Annotated in this window: 21 protein-coding genes; 8 read left to right on the plus strand and 13 right to left on the minus strand. The window is 56.3% G+C overall.

Annotation, left to right across the window (positions count from 1 at the left end):
* Window positions 1-228 precede the first annotated feature (228 nt).
* Window positions 229-789, minus strand: a complete 561-nt coding sequence (gene gmhB, locus AAH446_RS16865; RefSeq protein WP_342907837.1) for a D-glycero-beta-D-manno-heptose 1,7-bisphosphate 7-phosphatase — start codon at window positions 787-789, stop codon at window positions 229-231.
* Between the two features lie 181 nt (window positions 790-970).
* On the opposite strand from gmhB, the gene metN reads away from it, so the two are divergent.
* The 6 genes from metN (at window position 971) to proS (ending at window position 6,645) form a co-directional block, all read left to right on the plus strand.
* Window positions 971-2,002, plus strand: coding sequence for a methionine ABC transporter ATP-binding protein MetN (metN, locus tag AAH446_RS16870; protein WP_342907838.1), 1,032 nt, complete (start codon window positions 971-973; stop codon window positions 2,000-2,002).
* Window positions 1,995-2,648, plus strand: coding sequence for a methionine ABC transporter permease MetI (locus AAH446_RS16875; protein ID WP_342907839.1), 654 nt, complete (start codon window positions 1,995-1,997; stop codon window positions 2,646-2,648). Before metN ends, AAH446_RS16875 begins: the two co-directional genes overlap by 8 nt.
* A 33-nt stretch (window positions 2,649-2,681) precedes the next feature.
* A complete protein-coding gene (locus AAH446_RS16880; RefSeq protein ID WP_342907840.1) occupies window positions 2,682-3,497 on the plus strand; it encodes a MetQ/NlpA family lipoprotein in 816 nt (271 codons plus the stop codon).
* A gap of 144 nt (window positions 3,498-3,641) precedes the next feature.
* Window positions 3,642-4,043: an Rcs stress response system protein RcsF gene (gene rcsF, locus AAH446_RS16885; RefSeq protein WP_342907841.1), complete on the plus strand. Its 402-nt coding sequence runs from the start codon at window positions 3,642-3,644 to the stop codon at window positions 4,041-4,043.
* A complete protein-coding gene (gene tsaA / locus AAH446_RS16890) occupies window positions 4,043-4,750 on the plus strand; it encodes a tRNA (N6-threonylcarbamoyladenosine(37)-N6)-methyltransferase TrmO (protein ID WP_342907842.1) in 708 nt (235 codons plus the stop codon). The genes rcsF and tsaA overlap by 1 nt, the downstream gene beginning before the upstream one ends.
* Window positions 4,751-4,926: 176 nt before the next feature.
* On the plus strand, window positions 4,927-6,645 hold the full coding sequence (gene proS, locus AAH446_RS16895; protein ID WP_342907843.1) for a proline--tRNA ligase: 1,719 nt from the start codon (window positions 4,927-4,929) through the stop codon (window positions 6,643-6,645).
* 42 nt (window positions 6,646-6,687) lie between these two features.
* Here proS and AAH446_RS16900 read toward each other — a convergent pair whose 3' ends face one another.
* From AAH446_RS16900 to AAH446_RS16910, 3 genes are read right to left on the minus strand one after another with little or no spacing between them, the layout of a single operon-like run.
* Entirely contained in the window at window positions 6,688-7,086 is a 399-nt protein-coding gene (locus AAH446_RS16900) for a copper resistance protein NlpE N-terminal domain-containing protein (protein ID WP_342907844.1), read from the minus strand.
* A gap of 30 nt (window positions 7,087-7,116) precedes the next feature.
* Window positions 7,117-7,539: an alternative ribosome rescue aminoacyl-tRNA hydrolase ArfB gene (gene arfB / locus AAH446_RS16905; protein WP_342907845.1), complete on the minus strand. Its 423-nt coding sequence runs from the start codon at window positions 7,537-7,539 to the stop codon at window positions 7,117-7,119.
* Entirely contained in the window at window positions 7,536-8,090 is a 555-nt protein-coding gene (locus tag AAH446_RS16910; protein WP_342907846.1) for a YaeQ family protein, read from the minus strand. The genes arfB and AAH446_RS16910 overlap by 4 nt, the downstream gene beginning before the upstream one ends.
* Before the next feature lie 132 nt (window positions 8,091-8,222).
* Here AAH446_RS16910 and AAH446_RS16915 point away from each other — a divergent pair, with 132 nt between their 5' ends.
* Window positions 8,223-8,423: a YaeP family protein gene (locus AAH446_RS16915; RefSeq protein ID WP_034890070.1), complete on the plus strand. Its 201-nt coding sequence runs from the start codon at window positions 8,223-8,225 to the stop codon at window positions 8,421-8,423.
* The gene (rof, locus tag AAH446_RS16920) at window positions 8,410-8,676 is read left to right on the plus strand and encodes a Rho-binding antiterminator (RefSeq protein ID WP_342907847.1); all 267 of its coding nucleotides are present in this window, start codon (window positions 8,410-8,412) and stop codon (window positions 8,674-8,676) included. The genes AAH446_RS16915 and rof overlap by 14 nt, the downstream gene beginning before the upstream one ends.
* Before the next feature lie 41 nt (window positions 8,677-8,717).
* Here rof and AAH446_RS16925 read toward each other — a convergent pair whose 3' ends face one another.
* The 9 genes from AAH446_RS16925 to lpxA all read right to left on the minus strand — a co-directional run bounded on the left by AAH446_RS16925 (window position 8,718) and on the right by lpxA (window position 20,199).
* Window positions 8,718-9,032, minus strand: a complete 315-nt coding sequence (locus AAH446_RS16925; protein ID WP_342908006.1) for a c-type cytochrome — start codon at window positions 9,030-9,032, stop codon at window positions 8,718-8,720.
* Window positions 9,032-10,339 (minus strand): tRNA lysidine(34) synthetase TilS, encoded by a 1,308-nt coding sequence (gene tilS / locus AAH446_RS16930; RefSeq protein ID WP_342907848.1) that lies wholly within the window; start codon window positions 10,337-10,339, stop codon window positions 9,032-9,034. The genes AAH446_RS16925 and tilS overlap by 1 nt, the downstream gene beginning before the upstream one ends.
* 62 nt (window positions 10,340-10,401) lie before the next feature.
* Window positions 10,402-10,791, minus strand: a complete 390-nt coding sequence (locus tag AAH446_RS16935) for a VOC family protein (RefSeq protein ID WP_342907849.1) — start codon at window positions 10,789-10,791, stop codon at window positions 10,402-10,404.
* Window positions 10,792-10,867: 76 nt separating this feature from the next.
* A complete protein-coding gene (locus tag AAH446_RS16940; RefSeq protein WP_342907850.1) occupies window positions 10,868-13,006 on the minus strand; it encodes a lysine decarboxylase LdcC in 2,139 nt (712 codons plus the stop codon).
* Window positions 13,007-13,160: 154 nt separating this feature from the next.
* Window positions 13,161-14,120, minus strand: a complete 960-nt coding sequence (gene accA, locus AAH446_RS16945) for an acetyl-CoA carboxylase carboxyl transferase subunit alpha (RefSeq protein ID WP_342907851.1) — start codon at window positions 14,118-14,120, stop codon at window positions 13,161-13,163.
* A gap of 12 nt (window positions 14,121-14,132) precedes the next feature.
* Window positions 14,133-17,615, minus strand: a complete 3,483-nt coding sequence (gene dnaE, locus AAH446_RS16950; RefSeq protein WP_342907852.1) for a DNA polymerase III subunit alpha — start codon at window positions 17,613-17,615, stop codon at window positions 14,133-14,135.
* A 32-nt stretch (window positions 17,616-17,647) separates the two neighbouring features.
* Complete coding sequence (gene rnhB / locus AAH446_RS16955; protein ID WP_342907853.1) at window positions 17,648-18,271, minus strand: ribonuclease HII; 624 nt, start codon at window positions 18,269-18,271, stop codon at window positions 17,648-17,650.
* Window positions 18,268-19,407: a lipid-A-disaccharide synthase gene (lpxB, locus tag AAH446_RS16960; RefSeq protein WP_342907854.1), complete on the minus strand. Its 1,140-nt coding sequence runs from the start codon at window positions 19,405-19,407 to the stop codon at window positions 18,268-18,270. The genes rnhB and lpxB overlap by 4 nt, the downstream gene beginning before the upstream one ends.
* Window positions 19,408-19,410: 3 nt before the next feature.
* The gene (gene lpxA / locus AAH446_RS16965; RefSeq protein WP_342907855.1) at window positions 19,411-20,199 is read right to left on the minus strand and encodes an acyl-ACP--UDP-N-acetylglucosamine O-acyltransferase; all 789 of its coding nucleotides are present in this window, start codon (window positions 20,197-20,199) and stop codon (window positions 19,411-19,413) included.
* Window positions 20,200-20,201 lie beyond the last annotated feature (2 nt).

The raw sequence follows: 20,201 nt of genomic DNA on the forward strand, positions 1-20,201 counted from the left end.
TGAGGCCTTACTGCGAGGTGGCGTATATTACGTTTTCCTCCTTCAGAGTCAACCTCTTTTTCAGAAGTTTCTCTCCGGCGGTTCAGCTTCCTGAACCTTTCGACCCGGCGGCCTGTAAGCCGTTGTGCCGTGTCGATGGAGGCGCATTATAGGGATGCGCCGGGGGAAGGCAAGCAGAAAAGTGAACTTTTTTATCGTTCGGTGAAACTTCACGCAGAACGCTGCTTTTTACCGCTCTTTGATGCGTGCAGGCAGCTCTGCCAGGCTATCAATCACCCAATCTGCGGCTTTTTCACCCTCTTCCGTTACCGGCTTGCCGGTACGTACTAATACGTTTTTACCTACGCCTGCCGCCTTACCTGCCACTATGTCGTCAATTTTGTCACCAACCATATAAGAAGCTGCCATATCAATGTTCAGTTCTTCCTGAGCCTGAAGCAACATGCCCGGTTGAGGCTTACGACAGTCACACTGCTGGCGGTACTCTTCTTTTACTGCCTCGGGATGGTGAGGACAAAAATAGATGCCGTCGAGATCGACATCACGATCGGCCAGCGACCAGTCCATCCATTCCGTCAGCTGCATAAAGGTCTCTTCCGTATAAAGGCCACGGGCGATACCGGACTGATTGGTCACCATCACCAATGCATAGCCCATTTCCTTCAGTTCTCGCATCGCGTCAATGACGCCATCAATAAACTGAAAATTGTCGATTTCATGGACATAGCCTTTATCGACATTCATCGTGCCATCACGATCGAGAAAAATTGCGGGGACTTTGTCAGCCACGTAGAAACTCCTGCTACTTATGTTGTCGTAGAGTATCGCATGATTGGGCTTGCAGAGAGAATGGCAGATTGCGTGACTTTCATTGATTTAGACGTCTGGATGCCTTAACATCCATTCGGAACATGCGCGCTGAGACGCGCCTTTAAATACACGCCACGGATAACCGCTTCACGATAATAAAATGATAAAACTTTCAAATATCACCAAAGTGTTCCAGCAGGGTTCACGCACTATTACAGCGCTGACAGACGTCAGCCTGCACGTGCCTGCCGGGCAAATTTACGGCGTGATTGGCGCATCGGGCGCGGGTAAAAGCACCCTGATCCGCTGCGTGAATCTGCTGGAGCGTCCAACGTCCGGTAATGTGCTGGTTGATAATCAGGAGCTGACCACGCTTTCTGAAAGTCAGCTGACGCTGGCTCGTCGCCAGATTGGCATGATTTTCCAGCACTTTAACCTGATGAATTCCCGTACCGTGGCCGGTAACGTCGCCCTGCCGCTGGAGCTTGGCAAGCTTTCCCGCAGCGAAATTAATACCCGCGTCAGTGAATTACTTGAGCTGGTTGGGCTGGGAGACAAGCATGACGCCTGGCCTGCTAACCTCTCTGGCGGCCAGAAGCAGCGTGTCGCAATTGCCCGCGCGCTGGCCAGCAACCCAAAGGTTCTGCTTTGTGACGAGGCCACCAGCGCGCTGGATCCGGCCACCACTCGTTCCATCCTGGCTCTACTGAAGGACATTAATCGTCGTCTGGGCATTACGATATTGCTGATCACGCATGAGATGGACGTCGTTAAACGCATCTGCGACCAGGTGGCGGTCATCAGTCAGGGTAAGCTGATTGAGCAGGATAAGGTGAGCGAGGTGTTCTCTCATCCTAAAACGCCACTGGCTCAGCAATTTATCCAGTCGACGCTGCATCTGGATATTCCTGAGGATTACGCTTCACGCCTTTCTGCTGAACAGCAGCCCGACCAGGTGCCGCTGTTACAGCTGGAATTTACCGGTCAGTCAGTGGATGCCCCGCTGCTCTCCGAGTCGGCACGGCGCTTTAACGTGAATAACAACATTATCAGCGCGCAGATGGATTACGCGGGCGGGGTGAAATTTGGCATTATGCTGACCGAAATGCACGGCGCGGATGCGGATACGCGAGCCGCCATCGCTTTTCTGAAGGAGCATCATGTGAAGGTGGAGGTACTGGGTTATGTCTGAGGCAATGATGTGGCTACTGGCCCGCGGCGTATGGGAAACCCTGGTGATGACCTTCGTCTCCGGCTTCTTCGGTTTTGTGCTGGGCCTGCCGCTGGGCGTGCTGCTTTATGTGACGCGTCCCGGCCAGGTTGTTGAAAACCGTGCGCTGTACCGTTTCTTATCGGCAGTGGTCAATATTTTCCGCGCCATTCCTTTTATTATTCTGCTGGTATGGATGATCCCGTTCACGCGGATGATCGTCGGCACCTCTATTGGTTTACAGGCGGCGATAGTGCCACTGACCATTGGCGCTGCGCCCTTTATTGCGCGTATGGTGGAAAATACGCTGATGGAACTGCCGCACGGTCTGATTGAGGCTTCACGCGCGATGGGCGCCACGCCGCTACAGATTGTCAAAAAGGTTCTGCTGCCGGAAGCGCTGCCTGGCCTGATTAACGCGGCGACGATCACGTTGATTACCCTGGTCGGCTATTCCGCCATGGGCGGCGCGGTCGGTGCCGGCGGCCTCGGGCAAATCGGTATCCAGTATGGTTATATTGGCTATAACGCGACGGTAATGAATACTGTACTGGTCCTGTTAGTGGTTTTGGTCTATTTAATTCAATTCTGTGGCGACCGCATCGCACGCGCGGTAACTCACAGGTAACAACTGCTCGTTAAGAACATTTAAGGAAGGGATATGTCTTTTAATTTTAAAACATTTGCCGCTGTGGGTGCGCTGATTGGTACATTAGCGCTGGTTGGATGCGATCAGAAGGAAAAGGATCCAAATCATATCAAGGTTGGCGTCATTGTTGGCGCGGAGCAGCAGGTTGCTGAAGTAGCCAAACAGGTCGCTAAAGACAAATATGGTCTGGACGTTGAACTGGTTACCTTTAACGATTATGTCCTGCCGAATGAAGCATTAAGCAAAGGCGATATCGACCTGAACGCCTTCCAGCACAAGCCGTACCTCGATCAGCAGATTAAAGATCGCGGTTACAAGCTGGTCTCCGTTGGCAACACCTTCGTTTATCCTATTGCTGGCTACTCCAAAAAAATCAAATCGCTGGACGAGCTGCAGGAAGGTGCACAGGTTGCGATTCCTAACGATCCGACCAACCTTGGCCGTTCACTGCTGCTGCTACAGAAAGTGGGTCTGATTAAGCTGAAGGATGGCGTTGGCCTGCTGCCAACCTCGCTGGACGTGGTGGAGAATCCTAAAAACATCAAGCTGGTAGAGCTGGAAGCGCCGCAGCTGCCTCGCTCACTGGACGATCAGCAGATTGCGCTGGCGGTAATCAACACGACTTACGCCAGCCAGATCAACCTGACGCCGGCAAAAGACGGTATCTTCGTGGAAGACAAAGAGTCACCTTATGTGAACATGCTTGTCTCGCGTGAAGATAATAAAGATGCTGAGAACGTGAAGAAGTTTATTCAGGCCTATCAGTCTGAAGAAGTGAACGAAGCCGCGAACAAAATTTTCAACGGCGGCGCGGTGAAAGGCTGGTAAACACAGTCTGGATAACGCCAGCGCTGAGTCTCTGGCGTTATCCCTATAAAAGCGGGCATATGCCCGCTTTGTTATTCATCTGCTTGTTATTTTCCCCCCGGATTGTTTCAATAACGCCTCTTTTACCGAACATGAGGATTTCCCATGCGTGTTTTACCGCTCTGTTTGTTAGCCCTTTCGCTGACAGGGTGTTCGTTGCTGCATAAACCTTATAAACCCGTCGAGCCTTTTAAGCAGACTACGCAAACTGAGCCAGCACGTTCGAAGCCCGCATCGCCCCCTGCACCGGTGAAACTCTATACCGACGCTGGCGATCTGGTCAGTAAGCCTTTCCGCGATTTGGGCGAGGTTTACGGTAATGACTGCCAGGCCACCAGCCAAAGCTCACCGCCTAATATCAATACTGCCCGGAAACGGATGCAGATCCGCGCCTCCGCGCTGAAGGCCAATGCGGTTCTGCTGCACAAGTGCGAAATCATCAGCCATTCCCAGGGCTGCTACCGCCAGGCCGTTTGCCAGGGCTCTGCGCTGAAAGTGTCGAAATAATGCAGACATTCTCCTTCCAGCAAATCGGCACCATCCATTCTCCCTGGAAGGAAAAGTTTGCCGTTCCGCGGCAGCCGGGCCTTATCCAGGACGGCGGCGGCGAGCTGCATCTTCATCCGCCCTATAATCAACCTGAGGCCGTGCGCGGGCTTGAAGCCTTCAGTCACCTGTGGCTGCTGTTTGTCTTCCATCAGACGATGGAGGGCGGCTGGCGGCCAACCGTCCGGCCACCGCGGCTCGGCGGCAATGCACGCATGGGCGTATTTGCCACTCGTTCCACTTTCCGCCCTAACCCTGTTGGTATGTCACTGGTCGAGCTTACCGGGATCCGAACGGATAAGGGCGGTGTGGTGCTGGAACTGGGCAGTCTCGATCTGGTCGATGGTACGCCGGTTGTGGATATCAAGCCTTACCTGCCGTTTGCGGAGTCTTTACCGCAGGCCCGGGCGGGCTTCGCTCAGGAGGCGCCCGAAGCCACTATGCCGGTCAGCTTCTCACCTCAGGCGCAGCAGCAGATCGCCAGCCAGCAGCAAAAATATCCGCACCTGGCGCGCTTTATCACTCAGGTACTGGCTCAGGATCCGCGTCCGGCTTACCGCAAAGGAGAAGCGCCCGGGCGTGAATATGCCGCGTGGCTTTCAGACTTCAACGTTCGCTGGCAGGTTAATGAAGCAGGCACGCTCGTGACAGGTGTCGATCCGCGCTAATTTATCCCCCACATCTTTTGAGTCTCCGGACACACTGTTACACTACGTCGATGCCGGCCATCGGGCATGAATGACCGTTCTGCGGCACTCATTCGCCAGGCCAGGCCACAGCCTTATTTGCATTTTCAATGCCTTGCTTAATTTTTAAGCGGACTGGTTAACTGGAATCGTAACTCATGCGTACTACTCAATATCTGCTCTCCACTCAGAAGGAGACTCCTGCCGACGCTGAAGTCATCAGCCATCAGCTGATGCTGCGTGCGGGAATGATCCGCAAACTGGCTTCCGGTCTTTATACCTGGCTGCCGACCGGGCTGCGCGTACTGAAAAAAGTTGAAAACATCGTGCGTGAAGAGATGAACAACGCCGGTGCGATTGAAATTTCTATGCCCGTCGTGCAGCCCGCCGATCTCTGGCAGGAGAGCGGACGCTGGGAGCAGTATGGTCCTGAGCTGCTGCGCTTTGTCGATCGCGGTGAACGTCCCTTTGTGCTTGGCCCGACGCATGAAGAGGTGGTGACCGATCTGATTCGTAACGAGCTGAGCTCGTACAAGCAGCTGCCGCTCAATGTGTTCCAGATCCAGACCAAATTCCGTGATGAAGTTCGCCCGCGCTTTGGCGTCATGCGCTCACGCGAATTCATTATGAAAGATGCTTACTCTTTCCATACCTCGCAGGAATCGCTCCAGGCGACCTACGACGATATGTACCGCGCCTACAGCCAGTGCTTCAGCCGCATGGGCCTGGATTTCCGTGCCGTGCAGGCCGATACCGGTTCGATTGGCGGCAGCGCTTCCCATGAGTTCCAGGTGCTGGCGCAGAGCGGCGAGGATGACATCGTCTTCTCTACCGACTCTGACTATGCCGCGAACATTGAGCTGGCAGAAGCCGTAGCGCCTGCCGGAGGCCGTGCGGGCGCGACTGAAGCGCTGAGCGAGATAGCGACGCCAGAGGCGAAGACGATTGCCGCGCTGGTTGAGCAGTTCGCTATGCCGGTTGAAAAGACCGTTAAAACGCTGATGGTGAAAGCCACGGCGGAAAGCGGCCATAGCCTGGTTGCCCTGCTGGTTCGCGGCGATCACGAGCTGAATGAAATCAAGGCGGAGAAAATTGATATCGTCGCTGCCCCGCTCACCTTCGCCAGCGAAGAAGAGATCCGTGCCGCCGTGGGTGCCGGACCGGGCTCGCTTGGCCCGCTGGGCCTGACGCTGCCCGTGGTTATTGACCGCACCGTTGCCGCCATGAGCGACTTCTGCGCGGGCGCAAACGTGGATGGCAAACACTATACCGGCATCAACTGGGAGCGCGATCTGCCGCTGCCACGCGTTGCGGATATCCGTAACGTGGTTGAAGGTGACGCCAGCCCGGACGGTAAAGGCACGCTGCTGATCAAACGCGGCATTGAGGTGGGGCACATCTTCCAGCTCGGCACCAAATACTCCGAAGCGATGAAGGCCTCCGTTCAGGGTGAAGATGGACGCAACCAGGTGCTCTCAATGGGCTGCTACGGTATCGGCATTTCCCGTATTGTTGCCGCTGCCATTGAGCAGAACCATGACGATCGCGGCATCATCTGGCCCGCCGCGCTGGCCCCTTTTCAGGTAGCGATCCTGCCGATGAATATGCACAAGTCCTTCCGCGTGAAAGAGCTGGCGGAAGATCTGTACGCCCAGCTGCGTGCGAAGGGTGTTGATGTCATCCTCGATGACCGTAAAGAGCGCCCTGGCGTTATGTTTGCGGATATGGAGCTGATTGGCGTACCGCACACTATCGTGATTGGCGATCGTAATCTGGACAGCGAAGAAATTGAGTATAAATCCCGACGCGATGGGGAAAAGCGCATGATCAAAACCCACGACATCATGGATTTCCTGCTTAGCGAAATCAACGGCTAATAACAGGGCGGCGGTGGACTGACTCCTCCCGCCGCCCTGCCATCAGTTAACCAGCTGCAGCCGGTAACTGTTGGTGGACTGAATGGGATTTCCCTGCGTATCCATCATCTCCAGCCCCTGCTCATGTGGACGAAAATAGCGTTTCTCGCCCTTGTCTGATAGCAGTACCAGCTTTTCTGCCGTTCGCGTCCAGCGCCCATGCTGGAATTCCGCTACATTCTCCGCGCCGAGATAACGTTCGTTCAGGCGGTACTGACCTCCCTGCTGCAACAGTAATGTCACCTCAATCCCTTCACAGTCCGCACAGGGAATAACGCCCCTGAAGGTCTGCGCAATCGTTTCGGGCACGGGTTGTGCCGCGATAGCGGCTTCACGCCCCTGACAGCCTGTCAGCATGCCTGCCAGCATTGTTGCCAGCAATACAATGACGCTTTTTTTCACTCTGTTCCTCCTGATTTTTCTGCGTGAAAGTTACTCTGGTGCGCGGCGCATTTTACCGCGCAGGGATTTGGTCGTGGCTTTGCGGGTCTTCCCCTCAAGCCGGCGTTTTTTGGATGCCAGCGTAGGCCGCGTTGCACGCCGCGTTTTTTCCACCACCGTCAGTTCCTGGATCAGGTTCTGCAATCGCTTCAGGGCGGCCTCGCGGTTCATCTCCTGACTGCGATGCTCCTGCGCTTTGATAATGACGACGCCTTCCGGAGTGATCAGATGATGGCTTGCCGCCAGCATCCGCTCTTTATAAAACGGCGGCAGGTTTGAAGCGCGGATATCAAAGCGCAGATGTATCGCCGTCGAGCTTTTATTAACGTGCTGTCCGCCAGCCCCCTGCGCCCTTATAGCCGTAATTTCCAGCTCGCTATCCGGAATAGTCACGTTCTGCGAAAGCACAATCATGCCAGCTTGCCGTCGGTCAGCCAGTCGCTGAAGTGCAGCTCAAGGTGTGCGGCATCGGCGGATAGCCAGATTGTTCCATCCTGAATCGTCGCCTGCAACGTCATTGAACGGCTCGCCAGCTGACACAGTGACGCGAGCTGCGCATCATCCAGAAAGCGCACGGTCAGGTTAGCTTGCTGCGCCAGCTTGCTCTGATTCTGCTGCCACCATATCTGCGCCGCGCGGGCATTATAAGTGTAGAGAATCACCCGGGCTGCGCGGTTACAGGCTTTTTTGATTCTGCGCTCGTCCGGCAGGCCCAGCTCAATCCACTGCTCAATGCCATTATGATCGTTCAACAGCCAGATTTCCGGCTCATCTTCCGCACTCAGCCCGCGCGTGAACGTCAGCCGCTCATGGGCATTAACCAGCCAGGCCAGCAGGCGCAGCATCAGCCGCTCTTCGGTTTCTGAAGGGTGGCGGGCCAGCGTCAGAGTGCTGTCGATAAAAACATTTCTGTCCATATCCGCGACGTTGACCGTTGCTTTGTAAATGGTCGCTTTGAGTGCCATAGGTTTCCTTATCGTGATTGTCTGCCATTGTAACCCGATGACGCGGCAAATCACTTGCCTGCGGGCTGATTTCGCGTAAAAGGCTGTGTTATAGTTTCCCGATAGCCAGAGAAAACTCTGAGTGAGGTGCATGTGCAAAAGTATTGTGAATTAGTTCGCCGCAAGTACGCTGAAATCGGCAGCGGCGATCTGGGATACGTGCCGGACGCATTAGGTTGCGTGTTGAAAGCACTCGATGAGGTAGCGGCTAATCCTGAGCTACACTCTTCCATCAGGGAACAAGCAGCGTTTGCTGCTGCTAACTTATTGGTGAGCGATTATGTTGACGAATGAAGCCTACAAACCGATCAACTGCGATGACTACGACAACCTGGAACTCGCCTGCCAGAACAGCTGGATGCTACAGCTTGAGCTGAAAAACGGCGAGACGCTGCGGGCGAAAGCGACGGATATGGTTTCCCGAAAAAACGTGGAATATCTGGCGATCGATCTTTCTGGTGAAGTCCGTGAGCTTCGGCTGGATCACATCGCCAGCTTCACCCATCCCGAAATCGGGACGGTCGTTGTGGTGAGTGAATCTGATTAACCCTCTCCTGAGGCGGAATTGCTTCCGCCTCCAGCCCGGCTTCAGGGCCTGAGGCCGGCATACCAGGCCGCAATATCCTTAATATCCTGCTCGCTAAATCCCGCCACAAACGCCTTCATCATTTCAGCCTCTCCACCGCTGCGGCCACCCGTTTTATACGCCTGTAACGCGCTGGCAAGATAATCCGCATTCTGTCCGGCCAGATTTGGGTAGCCCGGCACGGTCGAGATGCCCTGCGCGCCATGGCATCCCTGACAGCGGGCAGCCTTTTGCTCACCGGCCTGCGCGCTGCCTTCCGCGAGTGCAGGAAGGGTAATAGCCGTCAGCATCACGACTGACAGCATTCTTTTAAACATCATGACTCTTCTCTCTCCCAGTAGACCTTCCAGGCCCGATCGCCGGCCGGCTCGCCTTCACGCGTGACAAACAGACCGGCGGCGGCCATCAGGCCGTCGTTATAGTAAATCAGCGGCGTACGCTCACGCTGCCAGGGAGGAATGCCCAGCTCCTGCCAGAGTTTCTTCAGCGGACGGCTCCCGGCGCGGCCGGTAATATGGTATTGCCCGCTGGCCTGAAAGCGCACGCTGACGGCCTCCCGATCGCCGGGCGGACGCATCACCATTCCCCTTTCACCGCGCACCAGTTTACCCAACCCCGCAGGCAGTTGCAGCGGCGTCCAGGGCGCGGGCCAGGGAATAACCTCTTTTTTCAGATCCGGCACCAGCGCCAGCCAGTAGAGCCGCTGGCGAAAGCGGCGCACTTCCGCCCGACCCAGACGCAGACGCGGAGCGGCGTCCTCCCGGCTACAGGCAACTTCAGACCAGATGCGGTTAAGGGCTTCTTTTGACGGCATCCTCCCCTGCTGTCCCGCAATCCAGCGGCGCAGCAGCGCGGCACGATGGGCTTCACTCATCGTTTGCAGCGGGACGATATCGAGCGTGCCTTTCTCATCGACCAGCGCGGAGAGAGAAGCGGAGAGAAGTTCATCCAGCAGCTGCTCCTGTTCGGCGCAAAGGCTGGCGCTGCGGGCCACCGCCTGTGAGAAATGGGGCCAGCGGCTGGTCAGCGCGGGCAGGATCTCCTGCCGCAGAAAATTACGATCGTAGCGACGGTCCTGATTACTCTCATCTTCAATCCAGCGGAGCTGGTGCGCCTGCGCCCAGGCTTCCAGCTGGTGTCGCGTCTGGCCAAGCAGCGGGCGGAGATGATCCCATCTCTCCAGCGCTCCCCTCAGCGGCATAGCGGACAAACCCGCCGGGCCACTGCCGCGCTTGAGCGCCAGCAGCAGCGTTTCACACTGATCGTCCTGATGCTGCGCGGTCACCAGGCACTCATCGGGTAGAAGCGCGTGGCGAAAAGCGGTATAGCGCGCCTGCCGTGCCGCCGCCTCAATGCCCTCTGTTCGCCCGTCGACAGTAACCCGAACCACCTCCAGCGGCACTTCCCAGCGCAGACACGCCGCTTCGCAATGACTTACCCACGCATCAGCTGAGGCGCTCAGCCCGTGATGAATATGGATTGCCCGCAGGCGCAGTGACGGAGATTGCTGTCGCAGTAACACAAGCTGATGAAGCAGCACGCTGGAGTCCAGCCCGCCGCTGTAGGCCACCAGCAGCTGCTGATGTCCGGCAAGATGTTGTTGAAGAGAGAGTAAGGCTGACATGAGGGTTCCGCACCAGAAGGAGAAAAACCGGCCATCGCTGGCCGGGTCAGTCAGGCGCTATCTTACGCCTGATAGAGCTCCAGCGGCAAACCGTCCGGGTCGGAAAAAAAGGTGAAGCGCTTGCCGGTGACGGGATCGACGCGGATCGTCTCGCACCTGACGCCTTTCTCTTCAAGATGCTGGCAGGCGAGATCAATATCCGCCACGCTGAAAGCGAGGTGACGCAGGCCACAGGCTTCCGGCTGAGTGGGCCGCGCGGGCGGAAAGGGAAATGAGAACAGCTCAATGGTGTACTCTCCATTCAGCGCCAGGTCACCTTTCCATGAGTCGCGGACCTCACGGTACACCTCGCCCATCAGCGTAAAGCCCAGCACATCACAGTAGAAGGTTTTGCTGGTTTGGTAGTGGCTGGCGATAATGGCGATGTGATGAACCTGCTTAATTCCTAACATAATGACTCCTCAGTAATAGCATCCTGGCAGTACCTTACGCAGGCTCACCGGTGGGAACAATGGCACAATTCTGGATTCACTCTTTCAGCACGCGCACCAGATACTGCCCCGCTTCCGTCAGCGTTGCGCCATGGATATCCGTTTCAAAACCGGGGTAGTGACGGCCTATGGTGCAGAGCATAAGCAGAAAATCGAGGACGGCCCGGCTCTCCTCTGTGATCATCTCTCCCGGCATCACTACCGGCACACCGGGCGGATAAGGCAGGATCATGTTGGCCGAAATCCGTCCAACCAGCCTGTCAATTTCCACCGTCTCGACATTGCCCTTTACCTGCTGCTGGAACATCTGATGCGGCGTCAGACGCATTTCCGGCAGCGTGGCAAATGCCTGAAGCATCAGCCGGGGCAGATCGTGCTGGCGGATCAGCGTGTGAATCCCCTGCGCCAGCGTCTGGATCCGCATAGTGCGGTAAAAGTCAGGATCTTCCGCATAGAGATCCGGCAGCATGTTTTTTACTCTGAGATTAAGATCGTAACTGCGCTTGAACTCCGTCAGCCCACGCAGCACGCTCATCGCTTTGGTTTTATCAATACCAATACTGAAGAGAAACAGCAGGTTATAGGGGCCCGTTTTCTCAACGACAATGCCCCGCTCGTCCAGAAACTTGGCTACCAGCGCGGCCGGGATCCCTTCATCCGCCATTTCACCCTGCTCACTCATTCCCGGCGTCAGGATCGTCACCTTGATCGGATCGAGATACATATGATCCGCGTCGGCATCCATAAAGCCGTGCCAGTTTTCATCGCCCGGCTGAATGGGCCAGCACTGCGGCTCTTCCACCCCCTCCGGCTGCCAGATATCAAAAAACCAGCCTTCCGACTCTTCGCGAAGCCGCTGAACCTCACGCCGGAAGTGCAGCGCCCGCTCAACTGACCGGTTAATCAGCCGCCGGCCCGGATTCCCGCGCAGCATCGCCGCCGCCGTTTCAATTGAGGCCACGATGGAATAGTTCGGCGAGGTGGTCGTGTGCATCATGTAGGCTTCATTAAAGGTGTGCTCGTCATACTCGCCTTTAATATGGATCAGGGAAGCCTGGGAAAATGCCGCCAGCAGTTTATGCGTCGACTGCGTTTCATAAATGACTTTTCCCGGCGTCCGCTCGCCGCTCATCCCGCTCAGGCCGCTGTAAATCGGATGAAAGTTGGTATAAGGCACCCATGCCGAGTCAAAATGAATCGAGGGAACGTCCAGCGTCTCTTTAATATACTGGGTGTTATAGAGCAGGCCGTCATAGGTCGAATTGGTGATTACCGCGTGAACCGGCCAGGTGGCGCGCGGCGTCTGCGCAATCTTCAGCGCGATATTTTCCCGGGTGAACTCCCGTTTGGGGATCCCTCCCAGAATCCCCAGCGCATTGCGCGTAGGCTTCAGCCAGACCGGGATAAGATCGCTCATCATCAGCAGATGCGTCAGTGATTTATGGCAGTTGCGATCGATCAGGACCGTGCTTCCCGCCGGAGCGGCATACATGCCGACAATTTTATTGGATGTCGAGGTGCCGTTAGTGACCATATAGCTCTGCTCGGCGCCAAACGTTCTCGCCACATACTCTTCGGCTTCCAGATGAGGTCCGGTATGATCGAGTAACGATCCCAGCTCGGTAACCGAGATGGAGATATCCGCTTTCAGCGTATTGGCGCCGTAAAAATCATAGAACAGGCTGCCCACCGGACTTTTCTGGAACGCCGTGCCCGCCATATGCCCCGGCGTGCAAAATGTATATTTGCCTTCCTTCACATAATTGAACAGCGCTTTGGTTAAGGGCGGCGTAATGGTGTCGATATATTCATCCGTGTACTGCCGGATGCGCTGGGCAATATCGTCCGCGGCGCCAAGCCCATATTCGAAGAACCAGATCGCCATCCGCATTTCGTTCACGCTGACGTCCAGCGTGGAATGGGTATTGATAAAGGCATACAGCGGCAGGTATTCGTTCAGCAGGTTGATCTCACTACAGAGATCGAGGCTGTACTCGTCCCAGTCAAATATCACGCCGCAGATGCGGGGATTATGTTCGATCAGCTTTAGCAGGTCATTGGCATCTTTGGGGTAGATCGTTCTGAAGCCCAGGCTATTAAGCGCCGAATCCAGCTCACGGATGGGCTCATCCTTATAGAATGCATTTTGCGGACCTACTATTGCGATAATATTCAATGCTCACCTCTGAGTTAGTGCAACGGCAAGGTGTAAGCATAGCGAAGATGAAATAAGGAAGCAGGATTAACGAATGGTGGTGAGTGAAGCGGGAAGAGATAGCGTGGTAAAACCACGGCGGCAGGCGCACGCCGTGGTTTAAGCGCTGGCGTTATCAGGCGTAGCCGTAGCTCATCAGACGCTGATAGCGGCGATCGAGCAGCTCGTCCTTGCTAAGCATATCCAGCTCGGCCAGATCGGCCAGCAGCTGCGCCTTGAGCGATTCGCCAATCGCCAGCGGGTTGCGGTGCGCGCCGCCCAGTGGCTCAGGGATGACGGTGTCGATCAGCTTCAGCTCTTTCAGGCGCGGGGCGATAATGCCCATCGCTTCAGCGGCCAGCGGCGCTTTATCGGCGCTTTTCCACAGAATCGACGCACAGCCTTCCGGCGAGATCACCGAATAGGTGCTGTACTGAAGCATGTTCACCTTGTCGCCCACGCCGATAGCGAGCGCGCCGCCGGAGCCACCTTCACCGATAACGGTGCAGATAACCGGCACTTTAAGCCCGGACATTTCACGCAGGTTACGTGCAATCGCCTCGCTTTGTCCGCGCTCTTCCGCGCCCACGCCCGGATAGGCGCCAGGCGTGTCGATAAAGGTCACGATCGGCATATTAAAACGCTCGGCCATTTCCATCAGGCGCAGCGCTTTGCGATAGCCTTCCGGTGCCGGCATACCGAAGTTACGACGGATTTTCTCTTTGGTTTCGCGGCCTTTCTGATGACCAATGATCATCACCGGGCGTCCTTCCAGACGTGCGATACCGCCAACGATAGCCTTGTCATCCGCGTAGGCGCGATCGCCCGCCAGTTCGTCAAAGTCGGTGAAGGCGTTGCGGACATAGTCCAGCGTATAAGGGCGTAAAGGGTGACGCGCCAGCTGCGCGATCTGCCATGCGCCCAAATCGGCGAAGATTTTACGTGTCAGCTCAACGCTTTTTTCGCGCAGACGCTGCACTTCTTCATCCAGATTAATATCCAGTTTTTCATCCTGACGGCCAACCGACTTCAGCGAATCAATCTTCGCTTCAAGTTCTGCGATTGGCTGTTCGAAATCCAGGTAATTAAGACTCATAATGTTCCTGTTTTAGTCAAACTCCAGTTCCACCTGCTCCGACCCTATCAGCGACCGTAGTTCGTTTAATAAACGATCGCTGGGTGAGACACGCCAGGCTGCGCCAAAGCGCAGCTTCGCCCGTGCATCCTCTCTCTGATAGTAGAGATGTACCGGAATAGTCCCCGAACGATGGGGTTCCAGGGATTGACGGAGACGGTTCAAAAGCTGGTCATCAATTTGCCTGTCCGTCAGCGAGATAGCAAGCCCGCGTGCATATTTTTCGCGGGCTTCATCAATGTCCATCACATCGCGGGCGGTCATTTTGAGCCCCCCGCTGAAGTCATCGAAGCTGACCTGTCCGCTGACGATCAGAATACGGTCTTTTTCCAGCAAATGCTGAAACTTGTCGAGTGCATCTGTAAACAACATCACTTCCAGCCGGCCCGAGCGGTCGTCAAGCGTACAGATGCCAATCCGGTTACCGCGTTTTGTTACCATCACGCGGGCCGCCACCACCAGACCGACGGCCATCGTCATCTTGCCACGTTCGGTCGGGTGCATGTCTTTCAGGCGCATTCCCCCCACGTAGCGCTCGATCTCTTTCAGATACTGATTGATCGGGTGCCCGGTCAGGTAAAGCCCCAGTGTTTCTCTTTCGCCGTCAAGCCTGACCTGCTCTGGCCAGGGCGTCACGTCCGCGTAGGACTGCTCGATCTGCTCCGGCTCATCGGCCAGCACGCCAAACATATCGGCCTGGCCGATAGCTTCCGCCTTCGCATGCTGGTCTGCCGCCTTCAGCGCCTCACCCAGCGCGCTCATCAGCGCGGCACGGTGCGGGCCAAGACGGTCAAACGCGCCGGACATAATCAGCTTTTCCAGCACGCGGCGGTTAAGCTTCTTCGTATCGGTACGGGCGCAAAGATCGAACAGTTCCCGGAAATAACCATCCTTATTACGCGCTTCAAGTATGGCCTCAATCGGGCCTTCGCCCACGCCTTTTATCGCCCCGATGCCGTAAACGATCTCACCCTCGTCATTCACGTGGAACTGATAGAGGCCGGAATTGATATCCGGCGGCAGCACTTTCAGTCCCATACGCCAGCACTCGTCGACCAGGCCCACCACCTTTTCAGTGTTGTCCATATCGGCCGTCATTACCGCCGCCATAAATTCAGCCGGGTAGTGCGCCTTCAGCCAGAGCGTCTGATAAGAGACCAGCGCATAAGCGGCAGAGTGCGATTTATTAAACCCATATCCGGCAAATTTCTCTACCAGATCGAAGATCTTAATCGCCAGTTCGCCATCAATACCGCGTGATTTTGCGCCATCCTCAAAGCCACCGCGCTGTTTGGCCATTTCGACCGGGTTCTTTTTACCCATAGCGCGGCGCAGCATATCAGCGCCGCCCAGGCTGTAGCCCGCCAGCACCTGGGCTATCTGCATGACCTGTTCCTGATACAGGATAATGCCGTAGGTCGGTTCCAGCACCGGTTTCAGCGACTCATGCTGCCACTGAATATCCGGATAGGAGATCGCCTCACGTCCGTGCTTACGGTCAATAAAGTTATCCACCATCCCGGACTGTAGCGGCCCCGGGCGGAACAGCGCCACCAGCGCGATCATATCCTCAAAGCAGTCGGGCTTGAGGCGTTTGATCAGATCCTTCATGCCGCGCGATTCAAGCTGGAACACCGCGGTGGTTTCCGAGCGTTGCAGCATATCGAAACTTTTTTTATCTTCAAGCGGAATCGCTGCAATGTCGATCGGCGGCTCGCCCTGCTTCTCGCGGCGGGCGTTAATCATCTTCAGCGCCCAGTCGATGATGGTCAGCGTGCGCAGGCCAAGGAAGTCAAACTTCACCAACCCGGCATATTCCACATCGTTCTTGTCAAACTGGGTAACCGGATGGTTGCCGTTGTCATCACAGTAAAGCGGCGCGAAATCGGTGATCTGAGTGGGTGCAATGACCACGCCCCCGGCGTGTTTCCCGGCGTTACGCGTCACCCCTTCCAGCTTGCGCGCCATGTCGATCAGCGCCTTCACTTCCTCATCCGCCTCATAAATTTCAGGCAGCTGCGGCTCGGCGGCAAAGGCTTTTTCCAGCGTCATGCCCGGATCGGGCGGCACCAGCTTGGAGATGCGGTCAACAAAGCCGTAGGGATGGCCCAGCACGCGTCCGACATCGCGGATCACCGCTTTCGCCGCCATCGTTCCGAAGGTGATGATCTGCGACACGGCCTTACGGCCATACATTTCCGCGACGTGCTCTATGACCAGGTCACGCTTTTCCATACAGAAATCGACATCGAAGTCGGGCATCGAGACGCGTTCCGGGTTAAGGAAGCGTTCAAAAAGCAGATCGAATTCCAGCGGGTCGAGATCGGTGATTTTCAGCGCATAAGCCACCAGGGAGCCCGCACCGGAGCCACGCCCCGGACCAACCGGCACGTCGTTATCCTTCGACCACTGAATAAACTCCATTACGATCAGGAAGTAGCCAGGAAACCCCATCTGGTTGATGACGTTCAGCTCAATATCGAGGCGTTCATCATATTCAGGGCGCTTCTGTGCCCGGACTTCCGGATCGGGAAAGAGGAATTCCAGACGCTCTTCCAGCCCTTCCTTTGACTTCATGACCAGGAAGTCTTCGGTAGTCATATTCCCTGTAGGGAACTGCGGCAGGAAATATTCACCAAGACGAATGGTGACGTTACAGCGTTTAGCGATCTCCACGCTGTTCGCCAGCGCTTCTGGAATGTCCGAGAAAAGCTCGCACATTTCGTCGCTGCTGCGCAGATATTGCTGAGCGCTGTAGTTACGGGGGCGTTTAGGATCGTCCAGCGTGAAGCCATCATGGATCGCTACGCGGATTTCATGCGCGTCGAAGTCTCCCTCCTCCAGGAAGCAGACTTCGTTAGTGGCGACCACAGGGATCCCATTGCGGGTGGCGAGTTCAACGGCGGCATGCACCCAGGTTTCTTCATCGGGGCGGCCGGTGCGCACCAGCTCAAGATAGTAACGATCGGCAAAGTGCGTCTGATAAAAAGAGAGGCATTCCGTCACCATCGCATCATTGCCACGCAGCAGCATCTGCCCCACGTCGCCACGTCGGCCGCCGGAAAGCAGGATCAGCCCCTCATTCAGCTCAATCAGCCAGTCACGGTCAATGACCGGGCCAGCGGCACCATAGCCACGCTGGTAGGCGCGGGAAATCAGCAGGGTCAGATTCTGGTAGCCATCATTAGTGGCCGCGAGGATAGTCAGCTGCGAAAGCTCATCGCCCATCGCCTCACTGGCGACGTTAACGTCGGCACCGATGATCGGCTTCATCCCCTGCGCGTGCGCCGTACCGTAAAATTTCACCAGCCCACAGAGGTTGGTGAAATCGGTAATGGCAATCGCCGGCATCCCAAGCTCTGCCGCTCGCTTCACCAACGGGCCCGTTTTGGCCAGCCCATCGATCATGGAATAGTCACTGTGAACGCGAAGATGAATAAAACGAGGTTCGGCCATGATGAATCCTGCTTAAGGCTGACGAGAAAGAATTAAAACGCGGCCCTGGCGGCCATCGCCACCTCAGCATCCAGCAGCGCATTGCGTACCGGTGCGAAGCTGCGGCGATGGTGCGGCGTGGCACCAAACAGGCTCAGCTTCTCCAGGTGCAGCGCGGTTGGGTAGCCTTTATGCTGGGCAAACCCATAGGCGGGAAACAGCAGATCTAATTCCGCCATTTCACGGTCACGCGTTACTTTCGCCATGATGGAGGCGGCGCTGATTTCGGCCACCAGGCTGTCGCCTTTAACGACCGCCTGCGCGGGTACCGGCAGCGCAGGGCAGCGGTTGCCATCGATTAATACAAAATCTGGCGCGATATGTAAACCCGCGACGGCGCGCTGCATTGCAAGCATGGTGGCGTGCAGGATATTGAGCTGGTCGATCTCCTCGGGCTCCGCCCGCCCCAGGCTCCAGCTCAGCGCTTTTTCGCGAATTTCGTCATAGAGCGCCAGACGACGCTTCTCTGACAGCTTTTTCGAATCCGCCAGCCCGGCAATTGGCCTTGCCGGATCGAGAATAACGGCGGCGGTGACGACGGCACCGACCAGCGGGCCCCGTCCGACCTCATCCACACCGGCGATGCGGGAAGCGAAAGGATAAATAAACTCACTCATGAACAGAGTTCCAGTACGGCCGCCGCCGCCTGCTCATCGGCGTCCCAGCGGATCTGATGATGCAGTTCCGCAAAGGTAGCCAGCAGGCGCTGACGGGGTTCCCCTTCGGCCAGCAGCGGTTCGAGCGCAGCGGCGAGTAAATCAGGACGGCACTCATCCTGAAGCAGCTCTTTGACCAGCTCACGTCCCGCCAGCAGATTAGGCAGGGAGACGTAATCGGTTTTGACCAGGCGTTTAGCCAGCCAGAAGGTGAAGGGTTTCATGCGGTAGCCCACGACCATCGGGCATTTTGCCAGCATACACTCCAGCGCCGCGGTGCCGGACGCCAGCAGCGCCGCATCGCTCGCGATCATGGCTGCGCGTCCTTTGCCGTCGAGGAGATGCATCGGCAGGTCGGGGGCGACTTCGGCTTTAATTTTTTCAAACTGTTCGCGACGGCGCGGGTTAACCAGCGGCACCACTATTTCCAGATCGGGCCACTTCTGGCGCAGCAGCGCAGCCGTTCGCAGAAAGTCGCCGCTGAGCATCTCTACTTCGGCGCTGCGGCTACCGGGCAGAAGAGCGAGACAAGGCGTGCCTTCAGCAATACCAAGCTCGCGCCTCGCGGCCAGCTTATCGGGCACAATCGGCATCGCATCAGCCATTGTATGACCAATAAAGCGGCAGGGAACGTTATAGCGATCGTAGAAGGCTTTTTCAAAAGGAAGAAACGCCAGCACTAAATCGGTCGAGCGACCAATCTTGAAAACGCGCTTCTGGCGCCAGGCCCAGACGGAGGGACTGACGTAGTGGATGGTACGGATGCCGCGCTGCTTAAGACGCCCTTCAAGGGTGATGTTGAAATCTGGCGCATCAATGCCGACAAAAACATCCGGCCGCAGCTCGCTGAACCGCTGGGTCAGATCGCGCCGGATAGTAAGCAGCCTTGGCAGCCGCCCCAGCACCTCAACGATCCCCATCACCGCCAGCTCTTCCATCTCATACCAGGCTTCACAGCCCGCGGCCTGCATCAGCGGGCCCGCCACGCCAACAAAGCGCGCGTCAGGGTGTTTTTCCTTCAGGGCCCGGATCAGACCGGCACCAAGAATATCGCCGGAAGTTTCTCCGGCGACAAGGGCAATCGTTAAAGGCCGCATACGTTAACGGATCAGACCACGGGTTGACCGGGCGAAGAAATCATAAAATGGCTGCACTTCAGGATGCTTGCGCGCGATCTCTTCAATCTCAGGCTTCGCCTCTTCCAGCGTTTTACCGCTGCGGTAGAGGATTTTATAGGCGTTGCGGATTGCATGCAGCGCTTCTTTACTGAAGCCACGGCGGCCCAGCCCGACCAGATTGATACCAAACGGCGTGGCGTGGTTGCCCTGAGCAATCACAAAAGGCGGCACGTCCTGAGCAACGCCGGAGCAGCCGCCCACCATCACATGCGCACCAATAATGCAGAACTGATGTACCGCTGTCATCCCGCCGATAATGGCAAAATCATCCACCGTGACGTGACCGCCCAGGGTCGCATTATTGGCCAGGATACAGCGATCGCCAATCACGCAGTCGTGGGCGATGTGCGCGTTAACCATTAACAGGTTATCGCTGCCCACCTTAGTCAGCCCGTCAGCCTGCGCCGTGCCGCGATGGATCGTCACGCTTTCACGAATGCTGTTGCGGTCGCCAATCTCTACGCGGGTAGGTTCACCTGCGTATTTGAGATCCTGGTTCGCCTCACCAATAGTGGCAAACTGATAGATGGTGTTGTCTTTACCAATGCGGGTATGGCCGTTTACCACCACGTGAGACTTCAGTACGGTGCCTTCACCAATCTCAACGTCAGCCCCAATAAAGCAAAACGGGCCGATATGAACGCGAGCGCCAATGATGGCGCCCTCTTCAATGACGGAGCTCGGATGGATAACAGCGGTATTATCAATCACAA

It is taken from the genome of Erwinia psychrophila (assembly GCF_039023475.1).
Classification (GTDB): domain Bacteria; phylum Pseudomonadota; class Gammaproteobacteria; order Enterobacterales; family Enterobacteriaceae; genus Erwinia.